This is a genomic window from Clostridium frigoris, from assembly GCF_018861865.1.
Lineage (GTDB): Bacteria > Bacillota > Clostridia > Clostridiales > Clostridiaceae > Clostridium_AD > Clostridium_AD frigoris.
The window spans coordinates 51,148-67,794 of record NZ_JAHLDV010000013.1 but is presented as its reverse complement, the minus strand read 5'-3'; the positions used below and the strand labels follow the sequence as shown (position 1 = coordinate 67,794).

The 16,647-nt window shown below is 29.7% G+C and carries 16 protein-coding genes and 1 riboswitch; of the genes, 10 read left to right on the top strand and 6 right to left on the bottom strand.

Annotation, left to right across the window (positions count from 1 at the left end; translation table 11 throughout):
• Nucleotides 1-518 precede the first annotated feature (518 nt).
• Nucleotides 519-1,286, top strand: a complete 768-nt coding sequence (mltG, locus tag KPL37_RS08410; RefSeq protein WP_246578189.1) for an endolytic transglycosylase MltG — start codon at nt 519-521, stop codon at nt 1,284-1,286.
• A gap of 54 nt (nt 1,287-1,340) precedes the next feature.
• Here the strand turns inward: mltG and nrdG are convergent, their stop codons facing one another.
• The 4 genes from nrdG to KPL37_RS08390 form a co-directional block, all read right to left on the bottom strand.
• A complete protein-coding gene (nrdG, locus tag KPL37_RS08405; protein WP_216147886.1) occupies nt 1,341-1,859 on the bottom strand; it encodes an anaerobic ribonucleoside-triphosphate reductase activating protein in 519 nt (172 codons plus the stop codon).
• Nucleotides 1,860-4,010 (bottom strand): anaerobic ribonucleoside-triphosphate reductase, encoded by a 2,151-nt coding sequence (gene nrdD, locus KPL37_RS08400; protein ID WP_216147883.1) that lies wholly within the window; start codon nt 4,008-4,010, stop codon nt 1,860-1,862.
• 134 nt (nt 4,011-4,144) lie between these two features.
• A riboswitch (cobalamin riboswitch) is annotated at nt 4,145-4,336 on the bottom strand.
• Nucleotides 4,337-4,401: 65 nt separating this feature from the next.
• The gene (locus KPL37_RS08395; RefSeq protein WP_216147880.1) at nt 4,402-5,088 is read right to left on the bottom strand and encodes an N-acetylmannosamine-6-phosphate 2-epimerase; all 687 of its coding nucleotides are present in this window, start codon (nt 5,086-5,088) and stop codon (nt 4,402-4,404) included.
• Between the two features lie 44 nt (nt 5,089-5,132).
• Complete coding sequence (locus KPL37_RS08390) at nt 5,133-5,552, bottom strand: DUF3842 family protein (RefSeq protein ID WP_216147877.1); 420 nt, start codon at nt 5,550-5,552, stop codon at nt 5,133-5,135.
• A gap of 330 nt (nt 5,553-5,882) precedes the next feature.
• Between KPL37_RS08390 and spo0A the strand changes: the two genes are divergently transcribed.
• From spo0A to pssA, 5 genes are all read left to right on the top strand, one after another.
• Nucleotides 5,883-6,707: a sporulation transcription factor Spo0A gene (spo0A, locus tag KPL37_RS08385; protein WP_216147875.1), complete on the top strand. Its 825-nt coding sequence runs from the start codon at nt 5,883-5,885 to the stop codon at nt 6,705-6,707.
• Nucleotides 6,708-6,803: 96 nt separating this feature from the next.
• The gene (locus KPL37_RS08380) at nt 6,804-6,992 is read left to right on the top strand and encodes a ferredoxin (RefSeq protein WP_216147872.1); all 189 of its coding nucleotides are present in this window, start codon (nt 6,804-6,806) and stop codon (nt 6,990-6,992) included.
• A gap of 144 nt (nt 6,993-7,136) precedes the next feature.
• Nucleotides 7,137-8,849, top strand: a complete 1,713-nt coding sequence (locus tag KPL37_RS08375; RefSeq protein WP_216147869.1) for a sigma 54-interacting transcriptional regulator — start codon at nt 7,137-7,139, stop codon at nt 8,847-8,849.
• A 389-nt stretch (nt 8,850-9,238) separates the two neighbouring features.
• Nucleotides 9,239-10,417 carry an acetyl-CoA C-acetyltransferase gene (locus tag KPL37_RS08370; RefSeq protein WP_216147866.1) on the top strand — a complete coding sequence of 393 codons (1,179 nt, stop codon included), beginning with the start codon at nt 9,239-9,241 and terminating at the stop codon, nt 10,415-10,417.
• Nucleotides 10,418-10,650: 233 nt separating this feature from the next.
• Nucleotides 10,651-11,169 carry a CDP-diacylglycerol--serine O-phosphatidyltransferase gene (gene pssA, locus KPL37_RS08365; protein ID WP_216147901.1) on the top strand — a complete coding sequence of 173 codons (519 nt, stop codon included), beginning with the start codon at nt 10,651-10,653 and terminating at the stop codon, nt 11,167-11,169.
• Between the two features lie 65 nt (nt 11,170-11,234).
• Here the strand turns inward: pssA and KPL37_RS08360 are convergent, their stop codons facing one another.
• Complete coding sequence (locus KPL37_RS08360) at nt 11,235-12,005, bottom strand: polysaccharide deacetylase family protein (RefSeq protein ID WP_216147863.1); 771 nt, start codon at nt 12,003-12,005, stop codon at nt 11,235-11,237.
• A 246-nt stretch (nt 12,006-12,251) separates the two neighbouring features.
• Between KPL37_RS08360 and hydF the strand changes: the two genes are divergently transcribed.
• A complete protein-coding gene (hydF, locus tag KPL37_RS08355) occupies nt 12,252-13,457 on the top strand; it encodes a [FeFe] hydrogenase H-cluster maturation GTPase HydF (protein WP_216147859.1) in 1,206 nt (401 codons plus the stop codon).
• A gap of 343 nt (nt 13,458-13,800) precedes the next feature.
• Nucleotides 13,801-14,013 (top strand): heavy-metal-associated domain-containing protein, encoded by a 213-nt coding sequence (locus KPL37_RS08350; RefSeq protein WP_216147856.1) that lies wholly within the window; start codon nt 13,801-13,803, stop codon nt 14,011-14,013.
• A 62-nt stretch (nt 14,014-14,075) separates the two neighbouring features.
• On the opposite strand, the gene KPL37_RS08345 is transcribed toward KPL37_RS08350, so the two are convergent.
• Nucleotides 14,076-14,567, bottom strand: a complete 492-nt coding sequence (locus KPL37_RS08345; protein ID WP_216147853.1) for a metallophosphoesterase family protein — start codon at nt 14,565-14,567, stop codon at nt 14,076-14,078.
• Nucleotides 14,568-14,813: 246 nt separating this feature from the next.
• Between KPL37_RS08345 and KPL37_RS08340 the strand changes: the two genes are divergently transcribed.
• Nucleotides 14,814-15,524, top strand: a complete 711-nt coding sequence (locus KPL37_RS08340; protein ID WP_216147850.1) for a DUF8091 domain-containing protein — start codon at nt 14,814-14,816, stop codon at nt 15,522-15,524.
• A gap of 36 nt (nt 15,525-15,560) precedes the next feature.
• Complete coding sequence (locus tag KPL37_RS08335; RefSeq protein WP_216147847.1) at nt 15,561-16,538, top strand: 2-hydroxyacid dehydrogenase; 978 nt, start codon at nt 15,561-15,563, stop codon at nt 16,536-16,538.
• Nucleotides 16,539-16,647: the final 109 nt, after the last annotated feature.

Sequence of the window (16,647 nt, the reverse complement as noted above, 5' to 3'; positions counted from 1 at the left end):
TATGAATAAATAATTTTTAGTTTTGCCAGGAGCCGTATGCGAGGTCCGCACGTACGGTTCTGTGAGAGGAAAGAAGTCGGAAATTTATTACCGACTTTTACCTACTCGATTCGTTAAGATTTATATTAATAGCATTTACTTAATTTTCATTAAACATAACTTTGTATTCTAATTTGTCTTGCGATTTATTATAAAATTAAATAAATTATTCTATTATAGAGGAATTTAGAATGAAAGCTACTATATTTATACTAGGTTTTATATTATTGTTATTTTTATTTAGTTTATGTTGCCCTAAAATGGTATAATAATTTAAAGTAACTAAAATTTATTCCTTTATTTTATCTATAAAGTTTATATGTTTTGTAAATTTTTACTTTATTATACAATTTTATGAGAATAAATTAAAGAAAAAAGAGTTTGTTAATATACATTTAACAAGAAAAAGGAGTTGAAATTGGGTTTTATCAACTTAACTAGTTAAGGTGAGTATGAACCTTAAAATTATGAAATTTAGAATGAAAATTTTAGTACTGATTGTTTTTATTATAGCAGCATTTGGAGTATTAAACGTATGTAATACTTTATACAAAAAAGCGAATGTAGTAAAAGTTACGGTGCCAGAAGGATACACTTATGAAGAAGTAGGAAAGTCGCTTCAAAACGCAGGATTAGTTACACAAAAGGATTTTATAAATGAAGTTGAAAACTGGTCAGATAATAATTATTGGTTTTTAAAAGGCGTGCCAAATGATAAACATAAGTTAGACGGGTTCCTATTTCCTGCTACATATTCTTTTCAAAAAGATGCAACAAGTAAAGTAATTATAAGTAAAATGCTTGAAACTTTTGAGTTTAATATGAAATCTAATAAAGATTACATAACTAAAAACAAACTTAATATAAGAAATGTTGTAATAGAAGCCTCTCTAGTTGAGAAAGAAGCTGCAAAGGATATAGACAGAGCGAAGATAGCAAGTGTTATTCAAAATAGGCTTGCGATAAAGATGCCACTTCAAATAGATGCCACAATTATATATATAATTGGAGATAAAAAAAAGCTATACAATAAGGACTTAGCAGTAAAATCACCTTATAATACATACTTAAATAAAGGATTGCCTCCATCGCCAATATGTAATCCTGGAACTAAGTCAATAAATGCTGCAGTGCATCCTGCAAAAACAAACTATATTTTTTACGTACTAAATAGTAAAACTAATGAACATGTATTTGCTAAAACATATGCGCAGCACATTAAAAATGTAGCTAAATATATAAAATAGATAAAAAATCCACAAGATTAATGTAAAATTTATCTTGTGGATTTTAAAGTTATTTTAATTATCTAAGAAACTGTATTTTATAATTTTATTTTGTTTCAAACTTTCACCAACTGCAATCATTCTTTGGTTTGTTGAACCACTTAAATATTGAGTAATATCTTTAAGATCTTCTATGAATTCGCCATCTCTTAACATATCTATATACTGAAGAAATTCTAATCTTATAGGATCTTTAATAAGGTTTTCAAATGTATACCCACTCCAACAAAATATAGTTTTTTGTGGAAACATGGATCTTATTGCTTTTACTAAATCCAGTAAAGTCCCATCACGTAGATTATCCATGGGTTCCCCTCCGAGAATTGATAATCCTTTTACATATGGCTTTTGAAGGCTTTCTATAATTGAGTTTTTATTTTCTTTAGTAAAAGCCTGGCCGTAATTAAATTGTCTTGCCTGAGGGCTCCAGCATCCTTTGCAAGGTGGATTTTTACTGCACCCGCTAACAAACAATGATGTTCTAAAGCCTATGCCGTTTACAGTATCATCAAAGAAAATACTCGCATAATTCATTTAATTACATCCTTTATTATTCTTTCTGTTCTTAATCTCCTTCATTTTTCCATTAACTACAGGTCTTTCGAATATACTTCCAAGATATCCGCAAAGCTTTCTAATTATACTTAATAACATTTTATCATCATTTTTGCATACAGGACATTCAAACTCTGTATCACTATTTTCTTTTGTAAACATTTCGCCTGTATAGCCACATTTTAAACATTTATCACTTATTGAAGATATTCCAAGGAAATGTGTTTTGTCATATGAGTACCTTATAATATCTTCAAGTGCCACTAAATTTTTAGTCATATCGCCTAGTTCTACAAATGATATTGCGCCACCTGAGGATAAGGAAGATGATTCTGATTCTAAATCTAATTTATCAAAAGGCGATATTAATTCATTTGAAGGATAGTGAAATGAATTTTCATAATAGCCATTGTCATTTACGCCATCTAGAACACCAAAATCTTTTACATCCTCAATGCAAAACTTTGTTGCAAGGGTCTCAGCTGGAGATCCATATAAACTAAATCCTATTTTTGTTTTATCCTTTTGATCGTCACAATAATCTCTGAGGTATTGCATGATCTTAGATGCTCTTTTAGATGTAACGTCTGTTCTATCATCAAGGCCTTTGCCGTAAAGCGCAGTTAAGCAATTATGTAATCCAACATACCCAATTGATGCTGAAGCATACCCATTATTGAGTAATGGCTCTATTGTATCTTCTGCATTTAATTTAGAAATTGCTCCACTCATGTATAATATAGGGGCTTGTTTTGCTTTAACATTTTTTAGTATGTCATATCTTATCATTAATAAATCTTTGCAATCGTTTAGTGCATCATGTAGAGATTTGAAAAACGAATCCTCATTTCTATCTGCTTCAATTGCAAGTCTTACAAGATTTATCGATATTACCCCAAAGTTAAATCTTCCAGCAGTCTTGTAATTACCTGCTTCGTCTAAATAACTTCCGAGGAATGATCTACAACCCATACATTCCTTATAATCACCAGTAACTTCAATTGCTTTATCAGTATTGATATAATCTGGGTATTGACGATGAGCACTGCATACAACCGCTAATTTGAATAAGTCGTAGTATTTATCTCCCGGATTAAGGTTGTTTCCTTTTGTATTTTGATATACTAGCTTAGGAAATACAGGGGTAACACCACCTGTTAATCCTTTAATTCTTTGGTTTAATATAGCCTCGGTTATCATCTTTTGAATTTTTTGATCTTCATCACTAGCGTTCAAATCTACGTTATTTATACCAAGTGTTAAAAAGGGTGTCTCAGCTCTACTCGTCATTAGTGTTTGAACTTCATATTCAAGTGATTGCATACTATCTTCTATTTCTTTGCCTAATCGATCCCAGGCATAAGATTCTACTTTAAGGGTATCTTCAATCCATTTTCTACCTACAGCTCTATGTTTGTTTAAGCTTTTAACGGCATAAGGAGTAAGTCCTGTTATTAAAGTTGGGAAGGTGGTTCCCCCATATGTATTACTAGATATATGACTTGCAACTTGAGACAATACATTGATTGCGGTTTCAATTGAATTGGGTGTACCTATAAGGGTTGTACCTAATTCAAATCCATTCTCAAACATATTGATCCAGTCAACAAGGCAACAATTAAAAAGGGGTAAGCCAAAATAAGTCTCATCATGTATATATATGGTTTTTTTATGTTTCTTCAAATATTTTTTAGGTATTTTATGTCTTTGACTATAATTGCTTCCAACAACATTTGAAATTAATGCTCTTATTGTTTGAATTTTACTTCCATCAAGATTTCCGTTGGAATTAGTTTGCTCTGAAACGGCGTTAATTATATTATCTATTTCTTTATCTAAATCTCCTTTTTTATCTCTTTCAAAAGTTCTTTCTTGTCTATAACTTATGTAAGCTAAAGCAACATCCTTATCTAATAATTTAATTTGATCAACAATAATATCTTGTATTTCTTCTATTGGAACTAAAGTTTCTCCCTTTTGTTTAAGAGTTTCTAGTACCTTAGTTAAAACAAGGTTATTAAATTCTTTATTTTCCTTGCCATAAACTTCTATAAAAGCCTTTCCAGCTGCTGTTGATATTCTTTCTGGTTTAAATTCCTTTGTTCTTGAATCTCTTTTTATTACTTGCATATAATACCTCCGTGGATTTCGTTTCTATTAATTTTGTTTTAAACGTCAAAAGTCCCTTAACTATTGAGTTAAGAGACTTAAAATCATCGCAACTAAAAAAGATATTGCTAGCACTTCTCTATCTCTCGTAGAGCTATCGTGTGTAATTATGAAAAGGTATTCTGGCTTAAGCATCATTGCCCCCATTGTACCTTCCCGGTTTCCCAGTGGCATTTTTTTATAAGGACTCATCTTTTACAGCGGCGGGACCGCGCAGGATTTACACCTAACTTCTCTTTTAAACTAAGGTAATCTATACTTTAGTTACTCATAATTATAATATTGCAGCTCCATTAGAGCTGATTTAATTATAGTTTATATCATGTTATGGATTAAATCAATATTTATATAACTATATCCCTAGCTTATTTATTTCATTCACAAATTTTTTTGTGATTATTTGTGGCCTAGTAATGATTGAACCGACTACAACACTATAACATCCGAGTTCTAAAACACGTCGTGCTTTTTCAGGTGTATCTATGTTTCCCTCAGCTATTACAGGTTTTGTAACTTTAGCTAATATATTTCTTATTAATTCAAAATCATTTTCCTCTATTTTTATACCTTTACTTTGATTTGTATATCCGACTAAGGTAGTTCCAATAAAATCAAAGCCCAATTCATCAGCATGGATTGCCTCTTCATAATTTGAGCAATCAGCCATTAATAGTATATTAGGATACTTATGCTTAATTTGTGAGAAAAATTCAGTTAGATGTATATTATTAGGCCTTATAGAACCTGTAGCATCAATAGCTATAATATCAGCTTTTGCTTTTACTAACTCGTCAACTTCAGTCATAGTTGTAGTAATATAAACTTGGCTGTCAATATAATCTCTTTTTACTATACCTATAATAGTTAAGTCAACATTTCGTTTAATTTCTAGTATATCCTCTTTTGTATTAGCCCTTATTCCTGAAGCACCACCTTCTTTAGCTGCTAATGCCATTCGTCCCATTATAAATGGAGAATGTAATGGTTCATCGGATAAAGCTTGACAAGATACTATTAGTTTATTTTTAAAATCATTCAAATTGTCACATCCTTATATGAATTTTAATGATAATGTGTAGTAAGCTATAGGTCTACATTACTTTTTATATCAAGGATAATATCTTCAATTATATCTTTGATTTGAAGATTTCGTGTTCCAGGAATATAGATACCATGTTTTTGTAATGGAATAATATATTTAGTACAATCCATATTATATATTGTAGATGCAATCTTAGGGGTGATTTCTCCTTTTATACCACCACTACATATCATGCCAATCGGTCCGATAATACTATCAATTTTATTTGCGCTGCAAAATGAGCAAATTTCATCTTCTCCACTTATACCAAAATTTGCACCGGCCTTCATCATATTCGAAGTAGCATATGTATTTGTACCAAGTGCAATAATACAAATATTAAGATTAATTTCTTTATGAATTTTTTTTATGATTGTTTTGCCAAGACCTGCTCCTTGTGCATCTATTACAGCTATTCTCATGGTGATACCTCCGAAAAAATATAGTATAGTAATAGTTAAGACTATTTCTTTACACCTAAATTCTATAAATGTATTTTAAACATTATATCATAAAATTTTAATAATATTCTTAAACATATACAAAAATCATAGAGGATTATTTATATCGATATTCGACATTGATAATTAGTTTCAAATTCAAAATAGTTTAAAAATACTATAAAAATGACAAAATAACAATTTAATATTATTTATTTCGACAACGTTTTTAGAAAATAAAAGGATTTTACATTGTTTTGTAGAATATATATAATATTGGTATGCAATTAGTATGTAAAGGAGAATACAAATATGGAAAAATCAAACATAAAAGTAATCATTACAGATGATAATGATGACTTTTGTGATATCCTTAATGAATACCTATTTTATCAGAAAGGTATTGTTGTTACTGGAATCGCAAAGGATGGGGTACAGGCGATAAAATTAATTGAAGAAAAGAAACCTGATTTGGTAATAATTGATATAATAATGCCTTTTATTGATGGCTTGGGAGTATTAGAGAGGCTAAATACAATGAATTTAAATCCCAAACCTCATATAATAGTTTTATCAGCAGTTGGGAGTGAAATCACAAGGAAAAGAGCTATGTCGCTTGGAGCAGATTATTATATTGTAAAACCTTTTGACATGAAATTATTTATTAAAAAAGTAAGAAAAATGGTAAATGGCACCACATATAATAAAGACCTAAAAAAAACAATCACTAAAATTGATAATGTAAAAAATAATAATATAAGTAAAATTAGTAAAGATCAAAAAAATAATATTACTACTCAAATTACTAATATTATTAATGAAATTGGTGTGCCAGCTAATATAAAAGGGTATATGTATTTAAAAGAAGCAATAAACATGGTAGTAAATGATATTGAACTTTCATCATCAGTTACAAAGGAGTTATATCCATTAGTGGGTAAAAAATTTAATACCACTGCAGGTAGAGTTGAAAGAGCAATGAATTATGCAATAGATGTTACCTGGAGCACAAAGCAGTCCCCCAATATTAATAAAATCTTTGGATATACTATTAACTATAAAAAGGGTAAGCCAGCAAATTCAGAATTTATAGCAATGGTGGCTGACAAGTTAAGACTGCAAAATGTTGGTAGCTAACGTTACTTACTTTTAAAAGTGGTATATTACTATATTATTGTGGAAATATATATATAGTAGTTGTCTAAATAAAATTTTACTTAAGGAGTGATTTTAATGGAAGCAATTGTTGATAAGGATACATGTATAGGATGTGGTTTATGCCCTGAAATATGTCCGGAAATTTTTACAATGGACGACGATGGAAAAGCAAAGGCCTCTAAAGGTGAAATCTCAGCAAAATTATTAAACAGTGCTAAAGACGCAGAAGAACAGTGCCCAGTTAATGCAATTACAGTTGAGTAGGTAAATTATCCTTAGTAGATAATTTATAAAAAAATAAGCATATACTTAAAAATAGCGAGAAAAATTCTCGCTATTTTTAAGTATATCTTGAAAAAAAAAACTATCAACTTTATAATTGAGTTATAAGACTTAGGAAGGTGACAAATGAATATAATTAATGATTACTATAATGAAGTTATGAGCAATATTAGTGAAGGTATTGTTGTTATAGATAAGAGAGGTATTATTCAAATAATTAATAATGCTGCTGAAAGAATATTCGAAATTGATGCGGATAATAGCATAGGAGAATATATTTTAGATGTACTCACCTCTAGTAAATTAATAAATGTAATTGAAAAGGGAGAAGAGCAAGTAAAACAAAAAGAGGGTAAGTTTGTTGTAAGTCGCAAATTAATAACTCAAGATGGTGAGGTTATAGGTGCATTTGAAGTTCTTCATGAAGAAATTCAAAACAATCTATTAATGAACGTGCAAGATGAAGGTAGTGTACATGAAGAGATATTAGATACAATTTTTAATACTTTAAGTGAATGTATAGTTGTAGTTGATGAGAATGGAATAATAACTATGATGAGTGATGAATATAAAAGGTTCATTAATTGTGAGAATCCAGATGGAAAACATGTAACTGAGGTTATTGAGAATACAAAATTACATATAGTAGCAAGAACTGGTGAAAGAGGTTTTGGTGAAATTCAAGAAGCAAATGGACATAAGATGATTTCTATGAGAGTTCCTATAATAAAAGATGGTGAAGTTGTTGGTGCAATTGGGAAGGTAATGTTTAAGGATTTGAATGATTTTAAAATGCTTAGCAATAAATTATGTCTTTTGGATAAAGAAGCTGAAGGTTGTAAAAATGAATTACGTACAGATCAAAAGGCAATATATACTTTTAACAATATTGTAGGAGGAAGTGATAAAAGCCATGAAGTAATGGCCCTCGCTAAAAGAGTTGCTAAGATAGATTCAAACGTTTTAATTACTGGAGAGAGTGGGACTGGTAAGGAACTTTTTGCACATTCTATTCATAATGATAGTAAAAGATGTTTAAAGCCTTTTGTAAAAATTAATTGTGGAGCTATTCCAGCAGAGCTTTTTGAGTCAGAAATGTTTGGTTATGAAGAAGGGGCATTTACTGGGGCAAAAAAATCAGGTAGGAAAGGAAAGTTTGAATATGCAAATGGTGGCACTATACTATTAGATGAAATTGGTGATATGCCTATGAATATGCAGGTTAAACTTTTAAGAGTTATTCAAGAGAAGGAGCTCGTTAAGGTGGGTGGAAATGATGCTATTAAAGTTGATGTAAGAATTATAGCATCTACCAATAAATCTTTAGAACAGTTAATTAATGATGGAAAATTTCGAGAGGATTTATATTATAGATTAGATGTTATGCATTTAAGATTACCAGCATTAAGAGAAAGAACAGAAGATATCGAGGAATTGGCAAGTAAGCTCATGATAAAAATATGTAAAAAATATAATGTTAAGTCTGAAGGTATCTCTAGGGAAGCGATAGATTTTTTAAAAGCTTACAGCTGGCCTGGGAACATAAGGCAACTTGAAAATGTAATAGAAAGAGCCGTTAATTTGCTTGATGATGATATTTGCATAATGCCGAAGCATTTGCCAGAAAAAATAATTAAGAGTAAACTTAAGAAGTACTCATTAGAAAACAATTACTTGAAAGATGTTGTTGAAAGGATTGAAAAGGACATTATCATAGAATGTTTAAAGGGTGCAAGTGGGAATAAAAAAGAAGCAGCAAAAATATTGGGGCTTAGTAGGGCAGGATTATATAAAAAATTAAACCGATATCATTTAATGAAACCGACAAATCCACAATAGTGTACATGAAAACTATGTTTACACGTACTATTTTTTTATGAAAAATAGTTATAGTAGTGTAAGTGAAAATTATAAGGAAAACTAAATACATAGGTATACCAATGCATTGAAAATACTTTAAGTGATTTTTTTAACAAATAGGTTATAATATTAACAAGCTTAAACATGGTAAACATATAGAAGCATTAGTGTAAACTTAGTTTACACTAAGAGCTGTATTTGGTTTTATAATAAAGAAAGAGGTTGCTATAGTGAGGTTTGTGGGGACTTGACAATTTGGCATGAAAATTGCTAGTATTATATATATAGGAAAAAATAATTCTGTTATAAATTCCTATTATATGTTAATAATAAATTAGATAAATAAATTAATTAATGGAGGGTTACATATGAGAGAAGTAGTAATAGTAGCGGCAACAAGAACAGCAATAGGATCTTTTGGTGGAGCATTAAAAAAAGTAGGAGCTGTAGAATTAGGAGTTATTGCAGCTAAAGAAGCTATAAAAAGAGCGGGTATTAAACCAGAAATAATAGAAGAAGCAATAATTGGTAATGTAATACAAGCAGGACTTGGACAAAATGTTGCAAGACAAATAGCTTTAAAGGCTGGTTTGGATGAATCATCTTCAGCACTTACAATAAATAAAGTATGTGGTTCAGGACTTAGAGCAGTAAGTTTGGCAGCACAAATTATAATGTGTGGAGATGCAGAAGTAGTTTTAGCAGGTGGAACTGAAAGCATGAGTTGTGCTCCATATGTACTTCCAGTTAATAGATGGGGTGCAAGAATGGGAGATGGCAAAACAGTTGATACTATGATTAATGATTCTCTATGGGACGCATTTAACAATTACCATATGGGTGTTACAGCAGAGAATATTGCTGAAGAGTGGAAGCTTACAAGAGCTGATCAAGATCAATTTGCTTTAAAAAGCCAACAAAAAACTGAGGCAGCTATTAAAGCTGGTAAGTTTAAAGATGAAATCGTTCCAGTTGTAATTCCTCAGAGAAAAGGTGAACCAGTAGTATTTGATCAAGATGAATTCCCAAAATTCGGATCAACTATTGAAAAAATAAGTAAACTTAAACCAGCATTCAAAAAAGATGGTACTGTAACAGCAGCTAATGCATCAGGAATAAATGATGGTGCAGCTATGTTTATAGTAATGTCAAGAGCAAAAGCTGACGAATTAGGAGCTAAGGTTTTATGTACTATTAAATCATATGGTTCAGCCGGAGTAGATCCAAAAATAATGGGTTATGGTCCAGTTCCAGCAACTAAAAAAGCTTTGAAAAAAGTAGGAATGACAGTAGCTGATTTAGATTTAATCGAAGCTAATGAAGCATTTGCTTCTCAATCACTAGCTGTAGCTAAAGATTTAGGATTAAATCCTGAAATAGTAAATGTTAATGGTGGAGCTTTAGCACTTGGACATCCAGTAGGAGCTTCAGGAGCAAGAATACTTGTTTCATTAATACATGAAATGATAAAAAGAGATTCTAAAACAGGACTTGCTACATTATGTATAGGTGGCGGACAAGGAACAGCAGTTATCGTAGAAAGATAATTTACAAATAAGACCAGCAAATATGCTGGTCTTATTTTATTTTAAAAAACATATTATTATATTTTAGGTTATAATATTAATGTAGAAAAAAAATAATTTATACGGTTGGATTATATTAAGAATAAATAAAATTTAAGGTTAATTTAATAATAATGTTATATAATACTAAGGAATAACTGAGAGCATTATGGTATAATTATATAATGATAGGAGTGATATAGATGGTAAAAAAGATGGTAAAAATAAAGAATGCGGTGCCTAACATTTTCACCTTAAGCAATATGTCTTGTGGTATTATATCTATACTTATGAGTTTTGACAGCAATTATAAATTAGCAGCGATATTTATTCTTTTAGCAGGAATATTTGATAGATATGATGGAAAAATAGCTAGGTTTCTAAACGTGGATGGACAGCTCGGTAAAGAATTAGATTCATTATGTGATTTAGTATCTTTTGGTGTTGCACCTTCAATACTAATGTTTAATATGTATAATTTTGCAGGGCTTGGATTAATTGGATATTTGATGGTTTTAGTATTTCCGGTAGCGGGAGCATATAGACTCGCAAAATATAATATTACGGATTTTGATGGGGTGTTTTCAGGAATTCCTATAACTGTTACAGGTACATTTTTAGCATTGTATGCATTTTTCATGTTTAACAGAGCATCAAATTTAGGTCCTACAATGTTTTTAATGATTTTGTTATCATATTTAATGGTAAGTAAGTTTAAATTTAAGAAGCAATAATAATATAATTAAAATATTTTTAATGTAATTATATAAAAAAACCTTACTGTAAAGTGAGGTTTTTTTTAATCCTTAAATTTATAATAATATTCAGGTGTATCTTTAGTGATAGCTTTAAATTCGTAACCTAAATGGATGTAGTACTTTATAATACCAGGCAGTGATTTTACAGTGTTTTTATTATTTGAATTACAATGCATAAGAATTATAGCTGCATTTTCATTACCCTTAATGATTTTTGCATTTTTAATAAGTTGTGGAACGCTTAAGTTTGGGTTGACACCATCAAGTGCATCTACATTCCAATCATATATTTTAAATCCTTTCTTATGAAGGTTTTCTAAAGTAAAAGAGTTTAAACGTTTTGAACTGCCACCAGGAAACCTAATAATCTTAGAGGTAGAGCCTGTAATTTTATGAATTTTACTATAAGTTTTTTCCATTTCATAGATAAATTCATTAGAGCTTCTATATATCTTTTTAAAATTATGGCTATAAGTGTGAAGACCTATGCTATGACCTTCGCTATATATTCTCTTAAGGATAGATTCTTTTCCTTCAATTTCTTTTCCTACTATAAAAAAAGTAGCTTTTACTTTTTCATTTTTTAATACATCTAATAGTGCATCTGTAACAACGTATGTAGGACCATCATCAAAAGTCAAATAGACAAATTTAGAAACAGGCTGGTTGCCACCATCTTTAAATATAGTTCGTGATGGGTTTAATGTTTGGCTGATTTTTTGAGCATTATTTACATGGGAACTATATACTAATATGAAACAAATAATAGTGGTTGTAAAAATTATAAGAATATTTTTTTTTCTAATCTTCATAGTATCACTCACCTTTAGTTTTTGTTGATATTAGTATACCCAAAGAAAAATCTATTAAAACAATATATTATTAAAACTAAAATTTAAACAAGAAATTTAAATTTATGCAACAGATAATATGATTCATTATTTACTAACAATTGATACTTGAATTTTACATAATTACGATATATAATAAATCTAGAATTTTATGATTGTGTAGAAAAATAAAACCAATTTCAAAAGAAGAAAGAGGAGGCAGATAGTATGCAGCAAACACCAAATTCTAATAGACTTCATATAGCTATATTTGGAAAGAGAAATGTGGGAAAATCAAGTCTAATTAATGCACTTACAAATCAGGACATTGCATTAGTTTCTAGTTTAGCAGGAACTACAACTGACCCAGTATATAAGGCAATGGAATTACTTCCAATAGGACCAGTTGTGATTATAGATACTGCAGGACTTGATGACGATGGAGAAATAGGTGAACTTAGAATCAAAAAAACTAAGGAAGTTATGGATAAAACAGATTTGGCTCTTTTGGTTATAGATGGGAATGAGAAGGATTTAAAATTTGAGAAAATATGGTATGAAGATTTAAAAAACAGAAAGATTCCTATAGTAGGAGTTATAAATAAAATTGATGAAAATGGAGTAGCACTAGGGAAGATTCAACTTGAAGACATCCAAAAGATAATAGGTATAGATTTTGTTAAGGTTAGTGCGAAAGACAGAATAAATATAGATGAATTAAAAAAAGCAATCATGGATGCTGCGCCCAGTGATTTTGAGAAAAATACAATTGTAGGTGACATAGTAAAACCAAAGTCAATAGTATTAGTTGTAGCACCACAAGATATTCAAGCACCAAAAGGAAGATTAATACTGCCACAGGTTCAGATTATAAGGGATTTACTTGATAATGATGTTATGGCTCTTGTTGTAAAGGATAGTGAGTTAAGTGATATTTTAGCTGCACTAAAGGTTAAACCAGATTTGGTGATTACAGACTCACAGGTATTTAAAAAAGTGAATGCTATTATTCCAAAGGAGGTACCACTTACTTCATTCTCTATACTTATGGCTAGGTACAAGGGAGATTTAGATACCTTAGTTAAAGGGGCAAAAGCTATTGATACATTGAAACCGGGAGATAAGGTGCTTATCGCAGAAGCTTGTACTCATCATCCACTTGAGGGCGATATAGGTAGAGAAAAACTACCCAAATGGCTTAATGAGAAAGTCGGTGGGAAGTTAGATATAACAGTTTGTGCGGGTAGCGGTTTTCCAGAAGATTTAAGTGAGTATAAGTTAATAGTTCATTGTGGAGCTTGTATGTTTAATAGACAACAGTTAATGTCGAGGATTGAAAAAGCTAATATAGTGGAATTGCCTATTACAAACTTTGGTATAGCTATAGCTCATATTAATGGGATATTAAATAGGGTACTCAGTGCTTTTGAATAGTCTTTAATACTACATCTACTCAAAAGAGGATTTAACATAGGTGTTGAATATTAATAATAAAATAATAAAATAATAAAATAAATAAAGTATGTAAAAACTTGAATAGTGACACTTAATATGCTACAATTTGTTTGAAATTACAAAATAAGTAAAACAAGATATGAAACTATCTATTAGCTAGTTCAATATAAATTTTATTAAATACATATATACAAAAGGTATTTAAGGAACTAATATAAAATTAAGTTAAATTAATGAGTATATGATTATAGATTTAAATATATAAATTTAAATTTATATATATATAAGAATGTAAATTAAACAATTGAAAGGGGAATTTTAAATGAAGAAAAAAATATATATTGATGGAATGAGTTGTTCACATTGTTCAAGTCATGTAAAGGAAGCATTACTGGACATTGGTGCTACTAAAGTAAAAGTTGATTTAGAGGAAAAATTTGCAGTAGCAGAATTTGAGGATGAAACAACCGATAATGACATTACAGAAGCTATTGAAGAAGTAGGATATGAAGTTACTGAAGTAGAAGAATATTAACATAAAAAGTCCTACCAAGTTAAGCGTGGTAGGGCTTTTTATGTTAAAACTCGTAACATTTATTAGTTGAAAAATTTTAAACAGACATCTATTTTTTTATTTTCAATTTCTAAAACAACATAAGAATACCACTTCTCACGTCTTTTGCAGGAGGGGGAACCAGGATTAATCATAAGCACTTTATTTTTAGTTAATATAAGTGGTTGATGAGTGTGTCCAAAGATTATTATATCTACTTTATCATCAATAAATTTATCATATGCTGTAGTTAGTGTGTTTTTGCTAGTGCCATGACCATGGTACAAACCAATTCTATACCCTTCTATTGATAATATTTCTTTTTCCTTTAATATACTTCTTATATAATGCTTGTCGTTATTTCCCCATACCCCAATGAAGTTCTCATGTTCTTTTAATTTTGATACAACACTCGGTGAAATATAATCACCTGCATGAATAATCATATCGGCTTCTTTAAATAAATTGTCTATTAATTTGAAAAGTTTATCATTATGTTTTTTTGCATGCGTATCAGATAATATCACAACTTTCATATTTCATCACCTTTTATTATTATATTATTTTATATTATGCTTTGATACACAATTAGGAGTATTTTTATAGAATTAGTATATTAACTTGTTATACGCTCAAATGAGTTTTATTATTCACATACCTTTATTTTACAGCTTTAATTCTATTTATATAATAGTTCTGTTATAATAAATATATAATTATAAGAACCAGATTATTTAATTTAAGCAAAATTTCAAAGGTTTATTATAGAGGTAGGAGAAAAAATGGGACAAGTAGAAGACAGAGTTTTAATTTATGAGCAAAATGGGATAAATATAAAAAATGAGAAGTCTTTGCATTCATCTATTAAACAATGGTATGTAACGGCTGGAGACAGATTTGAGGTAAAGGTAGATAAATATATAATTGATTTAGTGAGAAAAGATTCATTAATTGAAATACAAACAAAAAATTTTAGCGCAATTCGTAATAAACTTATAGAATTAGTCAAGTATAATAAAGTAATGCTTGTTCATCCTATAGCTGCTGAAAAGTATATAGTAACTACAGAAGAATCGAATATAGTAATTAGAAGAAGAAAGTCACCTAAAAAGGGTAAGTTAGTTGATTTATTTGATGAGTTAATTAGGATACCTGATTTAATGAGATCGGATAATTTTACATTAGAGATTCTAATGATTAAGGAAGAAGAAATAAGATGCACGGATGGTAAAGGAAGCTGGAGGAGAAAAGGTATAAGCATAATAGATCATAAGCTTTTAGAGGTAATCGAGAAAATTACTTTTAAAGAGAACAAGGATTTTTTGATCTTTTTACCTGAAGAATTAAAAGAAAATTTTACAAACAAAAACTTAGCGAAAATATTGAAGATTTCTGAAAATAAGGCAAGGAAAATAACATATTGTTTTAGAAAAATGAAGATTATAAAAGAAATAGGGAAGCTTAAAAATGAACTTATATTTGAGAAGCTGTGAAATAAATGCGTTTATTATTTATAGGAGGTGAAATCTGTGGATAAAAAAAGGGTTTACGTAACAAGGAGAATTCCAGATGAGGCTATTGAGCTTTTAAAAAAGCATTTTGATGTAGAAATAAATCCCTGCGATAGAGTCTTATTAAGAGAAGAGCTTCTTTTGAAAGTAAAAGGCAAGGATGCTGTTTTATGTCTTTTAACTGATAATATAGATGAAGAGGTATTCGAGGCAGCAGGCAATAAATGTAAGATTTTTGCTAACTACGGTGTGGGGCACAGCAATATTGATTTAGCTACAGCTACAAAACATGGAGTAATAATCACAAATACTCCACGGGTGTTAGATGATGCTACTGCAGATCTTGCATGGACACTGCTCATGGTTGTTTCTAGAAGAATCGTGGCAGCAGATAAATTTACAAGAAATGGTGCTTTTGAGTCTTGCGATCCTATGATGTTTCTTGGCCGTGAAATTACTGGAAAGACATTAGGAGTTGTAGGCGCAGGAAGAATTGGGTTTAACTTTGCAAAGAAAGCTAAGGCTTTTGATATGAAAATATTATATACTGATATAATTAAAAATAATAAAATGGAAAAAGAACTGGGTGCTATTTTTGTGGATAAAGAAACTTTGCTTAAAGAAGCTGATTTCGTATCATTACACATTCCAATTTTACCTTCCACCATTCATTATATAGGTGAAAAAGAATTTTCTACTATGAAAAATACTTCTGTTATTGTTAATACATGTAATGGATCAGTAATTGATGAAAAAGCGCTAGTTAAAGCCCTCAAAGATGGTGAAATATGGGGAGCAGGACTTGATGTATTTGAAAATGAACCTAATATTGAACCAGAACTTCTAAATATGTACAATGTTTCAATTGTTCCTAATATTTCTTCAGCTACAATGGAAACAAGAACAAATATGGGATTAGTTGCAGCTGAAAATATTATTAAAGTCTTAAATGGTGAAAAGCCTGACACTTGTGTTAATACTGATGTGTTAAAATGATTTCATTATCAAAGCACTTACATTCAGAGCAATCGGATGAAAGTGCTTTTTTTATTTGAGATAATTAGTAAATATTTAGTTCTGTTAATGGTATATATTTCATAGAATA